At 63.9% G+C, this 15925-nt stretch carries 12 protein-coding genes and 1 pseudogene; 3 read left to right on the top strand and 10 right to left on the bottom strand.

Annotation, left to right across the window (positions count from 1 at the left end):
* Nucleotides 1-40: 40 nt before the first annotated feature.
* The 5 genes from tsaB to AB4Z38_RS00045 all read right to left on the bottom strand — a co-directional run bounded on the left by tsaB (nucleotide 41) and on the right by AB4Z38_RS00045 (nucleotide 4268).
* On the bottom strand, nucleotides 41-712 hold the full coding sequence (gene tsaB, locus AB4Z38_RS00065) for a tRNA (adenosine(37)-N6)-threonylcarbamoyltransferase complex dimerization subunit type 1 TsaB (protein ID WP_441427830.1): 672 nt from the start codon (nucleotides 710-712) through the stop codon (nucleotides 41-43).
* On the bottom strand, nucleotides 712-1287 hold the full coding sequence (tsaE, locus tag AB4Z38_RS00060; protein ID WP_441428057.1) for a tRNA (adenosine(37)-N6)-threonylcarbamoyltransferase complex ATPase subunit type 1 TsaE: 576 nt from the start codon (nucleotides 1285-1287) through the stop codon (nucleotides 712-714). The genes tsaB and tsaE overlap by 1 nt, the downstream gene beginning before the upstream one ends.
* Before the next feature lie 26 nt (nucleotides 1288-1313).
* Nucleotides 1314-2519 (bottom strand): alanine racemase, encoded by a 1206-nt coding sequence (gene alr / locus AB4Z38_RS00055; RefSeq protein ID WP_441427829.1) that lies wholly within the window; start codon nucleotides 2517-2519, stop codon nucleotides 1314-1316.
* 71 nt (nucleotides 2520-2590) lie between these two features.
* Nucleotides 2591-3697: a carbohydrate kinase family protein gene (locus AB4Z38_RS00050; RefSeq protein WP_441427828.1), complete on the bottom strand. Its 1107-nt coding sequence runs from the start codon at nucleotides 3695-3697 to the stop codon at nucleotides 2591-2593.
* 40 nt (nucleotides 3698-3737) lie between these two features.
* Nucleotides 3738-4268, bottom strand: coding sequence for a GNAT family N-acetyltransferase (locus AB4Z38_RS00045; RefSeq protein ID WP_441427827.1), 531 nt, complete (start codon nucleotides 4266-4268; stop codon nucleotides 3738-3740).
* 148 nt (nucleotides 4269-4416) lie between these two features.
* Between AB4Z38_RS00045 and mshA the strand changes: the two genes are divergently transcribed.
* From mshA to AB4Z38_RS00030, 3 genes are all read left to right on the top strand, one after another.
* Nucleotides 4417-5661, top strand: coding sequence for a D-inositol-3-phosphate glycosyltransferase (gene mshA, locus AB4Z38_RS00040; RefSeq protein ID WP_441427826.1), 1245 nt, complete (start codon nucleotides 4417-4419; stop codon nucleotides 5659-5661).
* A gap of 200 nt (nucleotides 5662-5861) precedes the next feature.
* Nucleotides 5862-7556 carry a formate--tetrahydrofolate ligase gene (locus tag AB4Z38_RS00035; protein WP_441427825.1) on the top strand — a complete coding sequence of 565 codons (1695 nt, stop codon included), beginning with the start codon at nucleotides 5862-5864 and terminating at the stop codon, nucleotides 7554-7556.
* A gap of 200 nt (nucleotides 7557-7756) precedes the next feature.
* Nucleotides 7757-8716 carry a DUF559 domain-containing protein gene (locus tag AB4Z38_RS00030; RefSeq protein WP_441427824.1) on the top strand — a complete coding sequence of 320 codons (960 nt, stop codon included), beginning with the start codon at nucleotides 7757-7759 and terminating at the stop codon, nucleotides 8714-8716.
* A 124-nt stretch (nucleotides 8717-8840) separates the two neighbouring features.
* On the opposite strand, the gene AB4Z38_RS00025 is transcribed toward AB4Z38_RS00030, so the two are convergent.
* The 5 genes and pseudogenes from AB4Z38_RS00025 to AB4Z38_RS00005 all read right to left on the bottom strand — a co-directional run.
* The gene (locus AB4Z38_RS00025; protein WP_441427823.1) at nucleotides 8841-9926 is read right to left on the bottom strand and encodes an inositol-3-phosphate synthase; all 1086 of its coding nucleotides are present in this window, start codon (nucleotides 9924-9926) and stop codon (nucleotides 8841-8843) included.
* A gap of 165 nt (nucleotides 9927-10091) precedes the next feature.
* Nucleotides 10092-11129 carry an L-glyceraldehyde 3-phosphate reductase gene (mgrA, locus tag AB4Z38_RS00020; protein WP_441427822.1) on the bottom strand — a complete coding sequence of 346 codons (1038 nt, stop codon included), beginning with the start codon at nucleotides 11127-11129 and terminating at the stop codon, nucleotides 10092-10094.
* A gap of 111 nt (nucleotides 11130-11240) precedes the next feature.
* Complete coding sequence (gene treZ / locus AB4Z38_RS00015) at nucleotides 11241-12998, bottom strand: malto-oligosyltrehalose trehalohydrolase (RefSeq protein WP_441427821.1); 1758 nt, start codon at nucleotides 12996-12998, stop codon at nucleotides 11241-11243.
* Between the two features lie 58 nt (nucleotides 12999-13056).
* Entirely contained in the window at nucleotides 13057-15375 is a 2319-nt protein-coding gene (treY, locus tag AB4Z38_RS00010) for a malto-oligosyltrehalose synthase (RefSeq protein WP_441427820.1), read from the bottom strand.
* Nucleotides 15372-15925, bottom strand: a pseudogene (locus tag AB4Z38_RS00005) (glycogen debranching enzyme); the annotation flags it as partial. The gene treY and the pseudogene AB4Z38_RS00005, both read right to left, overlap by 4 nt.

Below are 15925 nucleotides of genomic sequence, written 5' to 3'. Positions count from 1 at the left end.
CGCAAGGTCACGCCGTCGAGCTTGAACTGGTACGAGGGGTTCACAGGGCACGCTTTCTAGGGCCGGGTACTTGCGCGTCGGATTCCCGCAGATACAGCGGAGTGGAATCCGGCAGTTCCGCGCCGGCCGCCAAGAGGGCCATGGCGAACTGGCCCAGCGAGGCCGCGTCGGGCTGGGTGGTGCTGAATTCTTCGTTAGCGTTGACGACGTCCGCGTAGATGCCGCCGCCGGCACCGAAGACCGGGAGACCGGGCAACTCCGAGGCGAACCCGACGTGCGGACCGTCCACGAGCTGCGGTAGCTGGCCATCATTGAGCGTGTAGCGCGCCCAGTAGACCTCCTTGCGACGGGCATCCGTGGCCACGAGAAACTCGGCCTGCGCCTCCGTTGACCCGGCCACTTCCAAAGCGATCGCATGCAGGCTCATGAGACCGAAAAGAGGTTTGTTCCAGGCAAATGCCAAAGTACGGGCGGTTGCAATCCCTGAACGAAGGCCCGTAAACGGCCCAGGGCCAACACCGGTGACGATGAGGTCGATGTCCGCGCCGCTTACTCCGGCATCGGCAAGAAGCTTCTCAATGCCGGGCGCCAGGACCTCGGCATGGCTGCGGGTGTCCTCCGTGGCGAAGGACTCCACCACGCCCTCCATGGCAACGTCCGAGATGAGCGCCGCACTCGCCACGGCCGAAGTATCAATGGCCAAGATCAGCATCAGGCGTCCTCCTCCAGTATTTCGGGCACGGCGCTCCAACGAGGGCCAAAGCCGCGGAAAACGATGGTGCGGGGTTCGTCGTCGTCCTCCGGGTCGAAATCCAACACGGCATCCTGGCCAGCTTCCGGGCGGGGTGCCGCCCTCTCCGCGCCGCCCACCGTCCGGTGCATCTCGATGTCCAGGCGACTATCCGAAAGGTGTTCCACGCGCTCGCGCCCCCACTCGACCACTGTCACGGAGTTGTCCATGGTGTTTTCGAGGTCGATGTCGTCGATTTCCGCTGCGGACGCCAGCCGGTAAGCATCAACGTGGACCAGATCTGGGCCGCCCGGGCGCAGTCCGTCCGGCAGGTTGGGGTGGATGCGCACCAGGACAAACGTGGGCGAGATGACGCCGGCACGGACACCCAGTCCCTCGCCGAGACCCTGGGTGAAAGTGGTCTTGCCGGCACCGAGTTCGCCGGTCAGGACCAGCAGGTCACCCGGCTCAAGGACCCCGGCAAGCGCCGAGCCCAAGGCGTGCGTCTGCTCCGCCGTCGCGACCTTGATGGTCCGCTCCCACAAGGCCTCACTCAACGGGGACTTGTCAATCGGGGCCCCGCTCACCGGGCATCCGCCCCCGGGTTCTCGTTGATGTAGATGCGCGGGACGCGCGGGCTGATCCGGGTGACAATCTCATAGTTGTTGGTCCCCGCGGCGGCGGCCCAGTCGTCCGCCGTCGGGCCGCCGTCGGCGCCGTCACCAAACATGACGGCTTCGGCACCCAGCCAGCCGGCCTCGTCCGTCACAGCGTTCCCAAGGTCGATGACCATCTGGTCCATGGCGATCCGGCCCACAACGGGGTAGTTGACTCCGTTGACCCGCACCGGTGCGCCGGTGGCGACGCGCGGCACGCCGTCGGCGTATCCGAGCGGGATCAGGCCCAAGGCACTCTCGCTGGACGTCCGGTAGTTGAGTCCATAGGACACCCCCTGGCCTTCGGGCACCCGCTTGCAATTGGAAATGAGGGTGCGCACTGTCATGGCAGGGCGGAGACCAAGTTCCGCGGAGTTTTGTCCTTCGAAAGGGGACAGTCCGTAAAGCCCGAGCCCCACGCGGACGAGGTCGAAGTGGGCATCCGGGCGCGAAAGCGTGGCGGGAGTGTTGGCCAGATGCCGGACTTCGGTGTCCACTCCGGCGTCCTCGGCCACGGCAATTGCTTCCCGGAAGGCTGCCAACTGCTCATCGGTCTCGGGACGGTGCGGTTCATCCGCCACGGCCAAGTGCGAGAAGATACCCACCACGCGCAGGAGGCCCTCGTCCTGGTACTCCATGGCCTGGCCCACCAATTTGTCCCATTGGGCGATGGTGGAGCCGTTGCGCCCCAGGCCGGTGTCCACCTTGAGGTGGATGCGGGCCGGTCGTTCCTGTTCGCGTGCCGCGGCGACCACCGCGTCCAGCTCCCAGCCGGATATCCCGACGTCGACGCCCGCGGCAACTGCCGCCTGGAAATTGCTTTGGGTGGTGTGCAACCAGGCGAGCATGGGGGCGTCAATTCCAGCAGCGCGCAGCGCCAAAGCCTCCGAAATATGGGCAACGCCAAGCCATCGGGCGCCGGCTTCAAGGGCTGCCCGCGCCACCTGCACCGCACCGTGCCCATAGGCGTCGGCCTTGACCACGGCCATGACGTTCGCGGGCGAGGCGATAGCCACGAATTGGCGTACGTTGTGCCGGATGGCGTCCAAGTCGATGACGGCTGATCGTTCGAGGACCGTTGCCGAACCCGATTTCGTCGAGGGTTCGAAACTGGCAGCTGCTTCGTAAGTCACCCTCACGATTCTAGTGCCGCGACGGCGTGCGGGTTGACTGGGGGTGGGCGGATTGACTGGGGTGAACCCTCTCAGGCGTCCGAGTTGTGGGCGATGGTGGCTGTTGCACGACGTTGGGCCCCGGGAGGGACATCCGCCACAATGTCCTCGAGGAACGCGAACCGCTTGAGCCACTGGCTGGACTGCCGCTCCCTCCGGGCGTTGGCTCGCTGCCACCAATCGGCAATGTCTCCCCAACCAGGCGCAGCAAGCGAGCCACCCACTTCCTGCACCGCCAGCGAGGCGCAAAGATTGGCAAAACGGAGCCGGTCTCCCAAAGGCCATCCGGCCAGACAGCCCACAACAAACGCCGCACCGAAGCAGTCGCCGGCTCCCGTGGGGTCGTATGCCGTCACGGGAAGGGACGGCACCCATTCCTCCTCGCCGGTTTCGGAATCCACGGCCATGGCTCCCTGCGCTCCCAGCGTCACCACAGCCACCGGAACGCGGTCGGCGAGCGTGTAGAGCGCAGACCAGGGGTTGTCCTTGCCGGTGAAGGCCATTGCTTCCCGTTGGTTCGGCATGAAGGCGTGGAAATTGCTGAGCTGGTCCAGCCGCTTCGACGACCACTCTCCAGTCGGATCCCATCCGGCATCGCCAAAGAGTTTGACGCCGGCTTTCCTCGCCGCCAGCATCCAGGGCTCCGGCTCCTCGCCGAGATCCGCGACGGCGGCGAGGGCCTTGGGCGGATCGCCAATCAGTTCAGAAGCGCTCATGGGCGAGGGGTGTCCGTGAGTGACCATGGAACGATCCTGATCGACGCACAAGGAGACGGTGACCGGGGAATGCCAGCCCTCGAACCGCCTGGACAGGGAGAGGTCCACGTGCTCTTGGCTTTCCAGGATCCGCCAGTTGAAGTCCCCGTACCCGTCATCGCCGAACGCCGCGGCGAGGCTGGTCCGCAGCCCGAGCCGGGCAGCCGCGATGGCTTGGTTGGCCACGCCGCCGGGGCAGGTCCCCATGCCTTGGCTCCACACTTCGGTCCCTGGTTCAGGGCTGCGGTCCAGTCCGGTAAAGATAATGTCCTGGAACACGGTGCCTGTCAGCAGGAGATCGCAGCCTGAATCGGCCCCGTCCAGCAGCACATCCCCTCGGATAGCGGCAAGGGGGTCGAATCGTGCCCTGGGCGTTGCGTCCATGCACGGCAGACTACGCCGCGGCCACGATTGTGCATAGCTTTTACAGCTCCTGATACATGACGTGCAGCCCCACATAGCCAAGGCTCGGATGCTGGAAGGCCTCGGGGATAGTCGCCAGGATGCGGAAGCCCAGGGACTGCCACAGGCCCACCGCGCGGACGTTGCTTTCGACGACGGCGTTGAACTGCATCGCCTTGAACCCGCCTTCCCGGGCGGCCACCAAGGAATAGGCACAAAGTGCTCGGGCGATTCCCTGCCCGCCGTGATCAGCATGGACCATGTAGCCGGCGTTGGCCACATGGCTTCCGCCACCGCCCTGGTTGGCGTGTAGTTCACCGGTACCCAGCACTTCGCCGTCGCGCACTGCCACAAAGGTCAGGCCGGGCGCTTCCTTGAACCATTTGCTGCGGGCAGCTTCTTCGGAAGTGTCGCGGTCCCAGGTGAAGGTCTCCCCTGCCCGGATCACCGGTTCCAGGACTGCCCAGATCCCGGGCCAGTCGCTTGCCCGGGCGGGCCGGATCTCATAGCTAACGGCCGCCGACGTTCCTGCTTCGCTGTTTGAGTGGCTCACGTCCGTTACGGTATCAGCCCGGCCTGAACTGATGTGCCTATTGGGCCGGCTGCAATGCCAGGGAGGTCAGGAGTAGTGTTTTCGCTGGGACGCAGAGGATTTTCACTTTGCGGTACTTGTTGAATTGCGTTGGATACAGGAGGTAGCGGTGTCGCTGATCCGTCGCGTGGCCTTCCTGTCACTCCACACTTCCCCCATGGAGCAGCCGGGGTCGGGCGACGCCGGCGGCATGAATGTCTACGTCCGGGCGCTGGCCATGGCGTTGGCGGATCTTGGCGTGGAGGTAGAGATCTTCACGCGTTCGACGTCCGCCGGGCAGCCCGCCGTCGAGCATCCCGGTCCCGGAGTCTGCGTCCATAACGTCCTGGCAGGCCCGCCCCGCAAATTGCCCAAGGAGGAACTTCCCGAGCTCCTCCACACCATGGTTTCCGAAATCGAGAAAATCCGGCAGCGGCAACCGCACGGCCGTTACGACGCCATCCATTCGCACTACTGGGTGTCCGGCGTGGCCGGCCTTGAACTCTCCGCATTGTGGAACGTGCCGCTGATCCACACGATGCACACGATGGCGAAGGTCAAAAACCTGGTGCTCGAATCGGGCGAGCGACCCGAACCGCGACTGCGCGAAGACGGCGAACAGAGGATCGTGGATGGAGCCACGCGCCTCGTGGCCAACACTCCCGCCGAAGCCCAGGAGCTTGTATCGCACTACAACGCCGATTTCGACCACATCGACATCGCTCCCCCCGGCGTTGACCTGACCGTGTTCACTCCAGCCTTCCGGGCCCGCTCCCGCGCCGAGCTTGGCGTGCGGCCCGTCAGTTTCCATCTGCTCTTCGCCGGACGCATCCAGCGGCTCAAGGGCCCGCAGGTTTTTATCGAAGCTGTTGGCATCCTCCGCAAGAGGCGGCCCGACATCGATCTCGAGCTGACCATCCTTGGCGCCTTGAGCGGCGCCAAGGACTTCAATCTGCAGTCCTTCATCACGGCCGCAGGGCTCGACGACGTCGTAACGCACCGTGCGCCGGTCAAGGCGCCGAAGCTGGCGGGCTGGTTCCGTTCAGCTGACGTCGTGGTGATGCCATCCTTCAGCGAATCGTTCGGGCTTGTCGCCCTTGAGGCGCAGGCCTGCGGCACTCCGGTGGTGGCTACGAACGTGGGCGGCCTGTCCCGCGCCGTTGCCGACGGACGGACGGGTATTTTGGTTGACGGCCACGATCCCTCCCGCTGGGCCGACGTCATCGAAGCCCTGTACGACGATCCCCGCACCCGCGAAGACATGGGCCGTGCCGCAGCCGTGCACGCGGAGGCCTTCGGCTGGCAGAGGACCGCGGCCATCACGCTTGAGAGCTACCACGCAGCCATCGGTGCTGTCCTCGTCCGCCCAAGCTAGACCCTCGCTCAACTATGAAGGCATTCCCGACGACCCTCGCTCACCTATAGGGCACTTTCGGGAAACGCCCGCTCACCTATAAAGGCGTTCCCGACGACGCTCGCTCACCTATGAAGGCATTCCCGACGACGCCCGCTCACCTATAAAGGCGTGACTGGTAGATTGTCGCGGACAGTGTTCCCACGGAGTTGAGGACAAGGATGTCTGAAAACAAAATCTTGAGCGACCTTGAAATTGCCCGGAATGCAGCGATACGTCCCATCGAGGAGATCGCGGAGCGTGCCGGGATCAACGTCGATGCGTTGGAACTGTACGGCCGGTTCAAGGCGAAGATCGATCCCGCCAAGCTCCGTCTCCCGGACGTCAAACGCGCGGGCAAGATAGTCCTCGTCTCTGCCATGTCCCCGACGCCGGCGGGTGAGGGAAAGTCCACAACCACGGTAGGACTTGCCGATTCCTTGGCACGGGCCGGCCACCGCGTGATGATCGCGTTGCGCGAACCGTCCCTCGGGCCGATCCTGGGCATGAAGGGCGGAGCGACCGGTGGCGGCTACTCCCAGGTTCTTCCCATGGACGAGATCAACCTGCATTTCACCGGAGACTTCCACGCAATCACTTCGGCCAATAACGCTCTCATGGCGCTCGTGGACAACCACATCTTCCAAGGCAACGAGCTCAACATTGATCCACGCCGCATGACGTTCAAACGGGTCCTCGATATGAACGACCGCTCGCTGCGCGAGGTCATCATCGGCCTGGGCGGGCCTGCCCAAGGAGTGCCGCGGCAGGACGGTTTCGACATAACCGTGGCTTCCGAAATCATGGCCGTCTTCTGCCTCGCGACGGACTTGGATAATCTCCGCGAGCGCCTCGGCCGCATCACTTTCGGTTACACCTATGATCGGCGGCCGGTTACGGTGGCCGATCTCGGTGTCCAAGGTGCACTGACCATGCTGCTGAAGGATGCCATTAAACCGAATCTCGTGCAGACCATCGCGGGAACCCCGGCTCTGGTGCATGGCGGCCCGTTCGCCAATATCGCGCACGGCTGTAACTCGCTCATCGCCACTCGAACCGCCCAACAGCTCGCGGACATTGTGGTCACGGAAGCGGGATTCGGCGCCGACCTCGGGGCCGAAAAGTACATGGACATCAAGTCGCGCATCGCGGACGTGGCGCCGTCCGCCGTCGTCGTGGTCGCGACTATCAGGGCGCTGAAGATGCAGGGCGGCGTCCCGAAGGAGCTTCTCAAGGAGCCGAACGTTGAGGCACTCGCTGCCGGCGTCGAGAACTTGAAACGGCATGTGCACAACGTCGAGAAGTTTGGCGTCGCACCGGTTGTTGCAGTCAATCGATTCGCATCGGACACAACAGAAGAGCTCGAATGGCTGCTGGCTTGGTGCGCCCAGGAGGGAGTGCAGGCGGCGGTCGCGGATGTCTGGGGCCGCGGTGGAGGGGGCGACGGCGGTGATGAGCTCGCGGCGAAGGTCGCCGCGGCGGTGGCGGCAGCAGCGCCGTCGGACTTCCGACATTTGTATCCTCTGAGCCTGTCTGTGGAGGACAAGATCCGCACGATCGTGCAGGAAATCTACGGCGCCGACGGCGTGGAATTTTCCGTCCCCGCGCTCAGGCGCCTCGCGGACATCCGGAGAAACGGCTGGAGCGGAATGCCGGTTTGCATGGCCAAGACGCAATATTCATTCACCGACGACGCATCCCAGTTGGGTGCCCCCAAGGGATTCACGGTGCACGTGCGCGAGCTGATTCCCAAGACCGGGGCGGGCTTCATTGTCGCATTGACAGGTGCAGTCATGACCATGCCCGGATTGCCCAAGGAGCCCGCCGCGATGCGAATGGATGTCGATGAGCACGGAAATCCGGTGGGCCTCTTCTGACGCTCGCTCACGTATATGCCATATTTACGAAACCCTCGCTCACGTAAGTGGCACTTTCGCAGAACGCTCGCTCACCTATAGGGCACTTTCGGGAAACGCTCGCTCACCTACGGCCCCCGAGGACGACAAGATCTAGAGCCGAAACCCGAGCCTGTGGATAACTTCTGCAGGCACCCTCCCATTTGAGCAACAATGCGGGTATGCGAAACGAGTTTGCCCTTCCCACTGAACTGCTTTCAGGACCGTTCACGCTTGCCGAGGCCCAAGCCCAAGGTGTGCCGCGCAGCCGCCTCCTTCGCGCCGACGTCGAACGCGTCAGCCGTAGCCTCTACCGTCCGATCGGCTGGGACTTCGATCTTGAGTCCGCCGCCCGTGCGCTGTCGGCGGCTACTCCCGGGGCCTGGATCTCCCATGTGACGGCAGCGCGCCTTCGTTGCTCCTGCCTTCCGCCGTGGCTTGCCGATTCGACGGAGCTGCACCTCAGCAAGCCGCGATCGTTGCCTGGAACCCGCCGCAAAGGCGTGATCGCGCATAGGGTGATCACGGCCGTGAACGAGGTCGAATCCGTAGATGGAATATGGATCAGCACGCGCTCCCGTACTTGGCTGGACATGGCCCGGCTGCTTCCTTTGAACGACCTCGTCTGTATGGGCGACGAGCTGATTCGCGTGCCCCGCCAGGCGCTGGAAGGACGAGACACACCGTTCGCGACCCTTGAAGAACTGCGTGTCCTGGTGGACCGGCATCCAAATTTACAAGGCGTCGTGCGTGCCCGGCAGGCGCTCGAACTGATGCGGGTAGGCGCGGATTCCGCGCCTGAGTCCCTGCTTCGCTTGGCTATGCTGGACGCTGGAATCCCCGAACCCGAACTTCAACTCAAGTTGCGAAGTGACGATCCGTTCTCGCCGTCGGCGGATTTGGGGTTCCGCCAAAGGCGGGTCGCCATTCAGTACGACGGCGGCCATCACCTCGCGGAGGCCCAGACACTCAGCGATCGACGCCGGAACAAAGCCTTCGAAGCAGCCGGATGGACGGTCCTCGTCTTTCGCAAGGACGATTTGGCAGATGGTTTCGAGCTGGCAACCAAAAAGATCAAGAAGGCACTGCGATCAGCGTGGGTCGATCCCGCCGTCGCATCCGGCTTTGCAAGCGCCGTGTAGTAGACGACAGACGCCCGCCCACTTGTAAGTGAGCGGGCGTCCGGCCAAAACCCGACATAAGTGAGCGGGCGTCCGGCCAAAACCCGACATAAGTGAGCGGGCGTCCGGGAGGGAGGAAGCGGGGTTAGCGCTCGACGTCGCCTCGGATGAAGGCCTCGACCTTTTCGCGGGCGAGGTCGTCGTTGAACTGCTCCGGCGGGGACTTCATGAAGTAGCTGGAAGCGGAGAGCAGCGGGCCGCCGATGCCACGGTCCAGGCCGATCTTGGCGGCGCGGATGGCGTCGATGATCACGCCGGCGGAATTCGGGGAGTCCCAGACCTCAAGCTTGTACTCGAGCGACACAGGGGCGTCGCCGAAGTTACGGCCTTCGAGGCGCACGAACGCCCATTTGCGGTCATCGAGCCAGGCGACGTAGTCGGAGGGGCCGATGTGGACGTCGTCGGCGTGGAGCTTGGCCTCGACGTTGGAGGTCACGGCCTGGGTCTTGGAGATCTTTTTGGATTCCAGGCGGTCGCGCTCCAGCATGTTCTTGAAGTCCATGTTGCCGCCGACGTTGAGCTGGTACGTGCGGTCCAGCGTGACGCCGCGGTCTTCGAAGAGCTTGGCCATGACACGGTGCGTGATGGTGGCGCCGATCTGGCTCTTGATGTCATCGCCGACGATCGGCACGCCGGCCGCGGTGAACTTGTCGGCCCATTCCTTGGTGCCCGCAATGAAGACCGGCAGGGCGTTGACGAAGGCAACACCGGCGTCGATGGCGCACTGCGCGTAGAAGTGCGCGGCCTCCTCGGAACCGACCGGCAGGTAGCAGACCATGACGTCGGCCTTGGCTTCGCGCAGTGCGGCGACGATGTCCACTGCCTCTTCCGGAGCCTCGACGATGGTCTCGCGGTAGTACTTGCCCAGGCCGTCCAGGGTGTGGCCGCGCTGCACGGTCACACCGGTGGAGGGGACATCGGCGATCTTGATGGTGTTGTTCTCGCTGGCGCCGATGGCGTCAGCGAGGTCGAGGCCGACCTTCTTGCTGTCGACGTCGAAGGCAGCGACGAACTGGACGTCGTTGACGTGGTACTTGCCGAACTCAACATGCATCAGACCCGGAATCGTGGCCTGGGGGTCGGCATCGCGGTAGTAGTGGACACCTTGGACCAGCGAAGCAGCGCAGTTACCTACGCCGACAATGGCGACACGAATCGGATGTGAAGACACGGAACTCCTTTGAGAACTAACCTCAGGTGCCTAGCGCGTCCGTACCTGAATGTACGACGGCGTCTTAAAGGCACAGCGCCATTCGGCGCTCTTTGCATTGTAACCAACCCGAACGGGGCCGGCTTTGTTCCCAGCCGGCCCCGTAAGTGTATTAAGTTTCCGAACCTACTTCTGCGCCCACAGATTGATGTCGGATTCGACGGCGAATTCGTCGATCGCAGTCAGTTCCTCTGACGTGAAGTCGAGGTTGTTGATCGCAGACACGGTGTCCTCCAGCTGCGTGACACTTGACGCGCCCACCAGGGCCGAGGTCACAGGCGAACCCTTGGGCTGATCGCGCAGGATCCAGGCGATAGCCATCTGGGCGAGGGTCTGGCCGCGTCCTTCGGCAATGGCATTCAAACCACGTACCCGGTTCAGCTTTTCCTCGGTCAGCGCTGATTCGGACAAGAACCGTTCCTTGGCGGCGCGCGAGTCCGCGGGGATGCCGTTCAGGTACCGGTTGGTGAGCATCCCCTGCGCAAGCGGGGAGAAGGCGATGGATCCTGCGCCAACCTGGTCAAGCGTTTCGTAGAGGTTGGGCGAACCATTCTCGGTCCAGCGGTTGAGCATGGAATAGCTGGGCTGGTGGATGAGAAGCGGCGTGCCCATCTCCTTGAGAATCCGTGCGGCCTCGAGGGTCTGCTCCGGGGTGTAGGAAGAGATTCCTGCGTAGAGCGCCTTGCCGGAACGGACTGCGTGGTCCAGGGCGCCCATGGTTTCTTCCAGCGGGGTTTCGGGATCGGGACGGTGGCTGTAGAAGATGTCCACGTAGTCCAGTCCCATGCGCTCAAGCGACTGGTCCAGGCTGGAGAGCAGGTATTTGCGGGAGCCCCATTCTCCGTAGGGACCGGGCCACATGTAGTAGCCGGCCTTGGTCGAAATGACGAGCTCGTCGCGGTACGGCTTGAAGTCGTCCTTCAGGTGGCGGCCGAAGTTCGTCTCAGCCGATCCGTCCGGCGGGCCGTAGTTGTTGGCAAGGTCGAAGTGGTTGACTCCCAGATCAAAGGCCCGGCGCAGGATGGCGCGCTGCTCTTCGAAACGCTTGTCGTCGCCGAAGTTGTGCCATAGTCCCAGCGAGATCGCGGGAAGTTTGAGGCCGCTGCGTCCGACGCGGCGATAGGGCATGGTTTCATAGCGGTTTTCCGCAGCCGAATAAGTCATACCTACCATCCTGCCACCGCCTTCGAGCCTCGAAGTCCGATGTCCGTCATGTGGGCGCGATCACTTAAGGCGCGCGGTCACTTAAGGCGTACGGTCACTTAAGGCGTACGGTCACTTAAGGCGTACGACGGCGGCGCTCTCCCGCGGGAGTGTCAGCTTTCCGTTCCCGACGGCAGCCGCGGAGTCAGTGGCGAGCAAGACTTCGCCATCCATGGCCTTCGTCAGGGTCCGGTCCCCGAAGTTGCAGGCAACCCTCACGGCGCCCCTGCTAAGAACAAGCCATTTGTCCTCGTCGCTGAAGTCGACGTGGCTGTCAGTGAACCCGCCGTCTGCGAGCTCCGGCGTCGAGCGCCTGAGGTTCGCCAATCCCCGGTAAAGTTCCAGTAATCGGGCGTGATCGCCGTCATGCGCTTCCTCCCACTTGAGCTTGGAGCGTTCAAACGTCTCCGGGTCCTGGGGGTTGGGTACCAACGCGGGGTCCCAGCCCATCCGTTCGAATTCCTTGAGCCGGCCCGTTGCCGTGGCCTCAGCGAGCCATTCCTCGGGATGCGATGTGAAAAACTGCCAAGGCGTGGACGCCCCGAATTCCTCGCCCATGAAGAGCATCGGGGTGAACGGCGACGTCATGGTCAGTACGGCGGCAAGCGCCAGCCTTCCGTAAGACAGGCTCGCGCTCAAGCGGTCGCCGGCGGCGCGGTTGCCGATTTGATCGTGGTTTTGGTTGCAGACCACCAAAGCGGCAGGGTGAACGAGCCCCGGCCGAATAGGGCGGCCATGATGCCTGCCGCGGAAGCTTGAGTAGCTCCCGTCGTGGAAGAAACCGTGTTCAAGCACCTTTGCCAGTGCGCCCAAGGAATCGAAATCCGCATAATAGCCAGCTGTTTCCCCGGTGAGGTTCACGTGCACTGCGTGGTGGAAGTCGTCGCTCCACTGCCCTTCCAGGCCGTAGCCATTGGTGTCCCGGCGGTAGATGAGGCGCGGATTATTCAGGTCCGATTCCGCGATCAAGGTCTTGGGGACGCCTGTTTCGGCTTCGATGCCATCCGCGAGGCTGGCCAGGTCTTCCAGGATATGGACGGCCCGCTCATCGCGGAGGGCGTGTACGGCGTCGAGGCGCAGCCCGTCCACGTGGAAGTCGCTCAACCACATAGCGGCGTTGTCCAGGATGTACTGACGGACGTCGTCGGAGCCGGGGCCGTCCAGATTCACTGAGTCGCCCCATGTGTTTCCTTCGCCGGACTTCAGGTAGGGGCCGAATTTCGGCAGGTAGTTCCCGCTGGGCCCCAGATGGTTGTAGACCACATCCTGGATCACACCTAGTCCGGCAGCATGAGCGGCGTCCACAAATCGTTGATAGGCTTCCGGTCCCCCGTAGGCCTCGTGGACGGCGAACCACAGCACGCCGTCATAGCCCCAGTTGTGGGGACCGTTGAAGGCATTGACCGGCAGGAGCTCCACGAAGTCGATTCCCAGTCCAACAAGGTAGTCCAGTTTTTCCGCGGCCGCGTCCAGTGTGCCTTCCGGAGTGAAGGTACCGAGGTGAAGCTCATAAATGACTGCGCCGCCGAGCCCGCGCCCCTCCCAATCCGCGTCGTTCCACGCATAGGACGAGGCCTCGAAGGTGCGGGAGAGAGCATGGACCCCGTCGGGCTGCCGCTGAGACCTCGGATCGGGAAATGGCCCCTCCCCGTTCACCAGATAGCCGTAGTCAGTCCCTGCCCGCCGGGATACGTCCGTCGTCCACCAGCCCGCGGCGCCGCAGTCGTGCGACCGCATTTCGTGGTGCTGACCCTCCGCGAGCAGAGTCACGGACTCTGCAAACGGGGCCCACACGTCGAACCGTTTCCCCGCGCTGGACTTCTCTGCCATCGCTCCCCCTCAATCGTCTCGTCCGGGCTTCGTTTGCCCGCAGTTGTCGGTGCTCTGGCTAGCCAATGGGTACGAGCAAGGCCACCGGGTATCTCTGCAGAAGCCTTGCGAGGTCAACCACGCCCGAAGGGTAGCTGTTGCCTGTGAGCTCATCCTGGACCGCGCTCCCAGGACGAATGAAAGTGTCCTGCCACCCGCCGTTTCGCTCAAGCTTCCGCGGAAGCCTGGTGGCCAAAGTGATGGCACCGCCACCGGCGGCAGAGGCGCCACGGTCGAAGGCGATCAGATGTTCGGCTGCCGGACCCTCGGCGTCGATGGGACTGTAACCACGGAAAAGCTCCGGCCGGTCCCGGCGCAAGCGCAGTGCCCGGGAAGTCAGCAGCAGCTTGGCCAATTCGTCCGGCGCTTCAGTCTGGACACCGGCGTCGAGGGCTGCGAGAGCGGCCCTGCGCCGTGCGAAGTCGACGGCGCGCCGGTTGTCGGGATCAGTCAGTGAACGGTCCCAAAACTCGGTGCCCTGGTAGACGTCCGGTATGCCCGGCATTGTCAGTTGGACAATCTTTGCCGACAGTGAGTTGGACGTCCCATAAGGGTCTACAAGGGCAACGAACTCCTCCAGAGCGGACGTCACCTCCGGCACGTCGAAGACGGCGTCGACGGCGGAGGCGAGCTTCGCTTCGAAGGCCTCGTTCGGCTCGGTCCAGTTGGTGGAGTTGCCGGCTTCTCGTGCCGCCTTGATGACGTAACCCTGGAGGCGTTCACGGCTGGCCGGCCAGGCACCCGCGATGGCTTGCCAGACGAGGACAGCGAGTGGCCCGTCGGGAATCGGCGCCAGTTCCTGCATGCGATCCACGAACGCTTTCCATTCGGGGACTGCCTCTGAGATAACGGAGATCCTGGCCCGGGTGTCTTCGCTGCGCTTGGTGTCGTGTGTGGTCAGGGTGGTCATGGACAGCGGCAGCAGTGCCTGGCGACGCGCCATGCGCTCGTGGAATCCAGCCGTGGACAAGGCGAATTCCGTGGGATCTGCTCCCACTTCAGTCAGCGTGCCAAGGCGCGTGTAGCGGAAGAACGCGGTGTCTTCCACGCCCTTGGCCATGACCATGCCGGATGTCTGCTGGAAGCGGCGGCCCAGTTCACCGCCGGCGTCGAGCAGCAGCGGAAGCAGCGCCTTGAGGACCTGCGCCAACTCCGGCCTGCTGCGTGCCGCCCGTTCAACGGCATCTACCAAGGTGTCTTTGCCATACGGGAGATAGCTCCGGTAGACGTGAAACGAAGCGATGATTTCAGCGAGGGCGTCGGCCACCGCCGGATTGGACAGCTCCGGAGACTCCGCGACGAGCCGCGCGAGCCGCAGGATTTCCGAGTGCAGGATGCCGTCCGTGATACGCCGCTTGGTGCCGTGGATCATGGCTTGGTAATCGGCGGCCGAGCCGGCGCCCCGGAGCCTCGCATCCAAGGCGTCAAGCTGCACTTCGGCGTCGGGATCCACGAAAAGGCGGTCGACGTCGGCGAGGGCGTCGTAGCCTGTGGTCCCCTCACAATCGAAGTTCTCCGGAAGCTCCTCCCCCGGCTCGAGGATCTTCTCGACGAGCAGATAGGAGCCGGACGTGATTTCCTTGAGGCGCTCCAGGTACCCGGCAGGATCCGCGAGCCCGTCCGGGTGATCGATCCTCAGCCCGTCCACAAGCCCGTCATGGAACCATCGGGCAATCTCCGCGTGGGCTTCCTCGAAAACCCAGGGGACTTCGACACGGATCCCGGCCAGCGTGCTGACCGCGAAGAACCGGCGGTAATTCAGCTCGTCGTCAGCCCGGCGCCAGCCGACCAGCTCGTAGTGCTGGCGCGCATGGACGTCCCTGGCGTTCTCACCCGCGGTGTAGCTGCCTTCGGCCAGCGGGAAGCGGTGGTCGAAGTAGCGCAATTCGCCGTCGACCACTTCCAGTTTGTCGACGTCGGCGTCACTGCCGAGGACCGGGAGCCGGAGCTTTCCGCCGCCGAAGTCCCAGTCGACGTCGAACGCTTCCGCATAGCGGGAGGCCTTGCCCTCTTTGAGGAGGGACCACCACCAGGCATTTTGCGGGGGCGACGCAACGCCCATGTGATTCGGGACGATATCCACCAGGACCCCGAGGCCGGCCTCCCGTGCAGCCTTGGAGAGTGCGACGAGCCCTTCGGCGCCGCCGCGCGAAGCATCAACGGTGGAGGGGTCGGTGACGTCGTAACCGTGGTCCGAGCCCTCCTCCGCCGTCAGGATGGGGGACAGGTACACCCAATCCACCCCGAGCTCGCGTAGATAACCCATGAGGGCCGCCGCATCCTGGAGCGTGAACGAAGGCCTGATCTGAAGCCTGTAGGTGGAGACGGGTGTCCTCATGATCCCCCGTTCTTGTGGGCGCGTGGCTTCCTGGGCTTCTTCGGCGCAGCGGCAGGTTTGGTTTTGGGGGCGGCTTTGGTCTCCGAGGCCGGCTGCTCCTCCGCCTCAGGCGCTGCCGCCGGTACAGCCCGGAGAGCCGGGGTGGAGCGTGCAGGCGTGGCTGGTGCGGTCAGGGAAGCCGTTTCGGTGGTGGTTGTCTGCGACAGCGCGGCGAGGGAGGCGGCCACGGAGTGATCCGGTTCCGTGTCCGGGAGGCTGTGTGCCCTCAACACCACGAGCGATTTGGCCCCGACACCGAGGACTGCTTCCGCCGGAACGAGCTCGGTGTTGGCGCCGCCGCCGGCGGTGTCGATGATGATGTCCCACGCAGGCGCATATTCGTCCGAGGGCASCYTGAAMYYGACTTCGTCGTCGTGGGCGTTGAAGTAGAGCAGGAAATTGACGTCCGTAATGCGGCGCCCCTGGTTGTCCCGGCCGCGGATCCCGTCACCGTTGAGGAACACCCCCACCGAGCGGCCGAAGCCGCTGTCCCAGTCCGACGGCGTCATGG

It is taken from the genome of Arthrobacter sp. 2RAF6, from assembly GCF_052115205.1.
Classification (GTDB): domain Bacteria; phylum Actinomycetota; class Actinomycetes; order Actinomycetales; family Micrococcaceae; genus Arthrobacter.
Note: the sequence above shows the minus strand (reverse complement) of the source record. Positions and strands in the feature narration are given on the sequence as shown.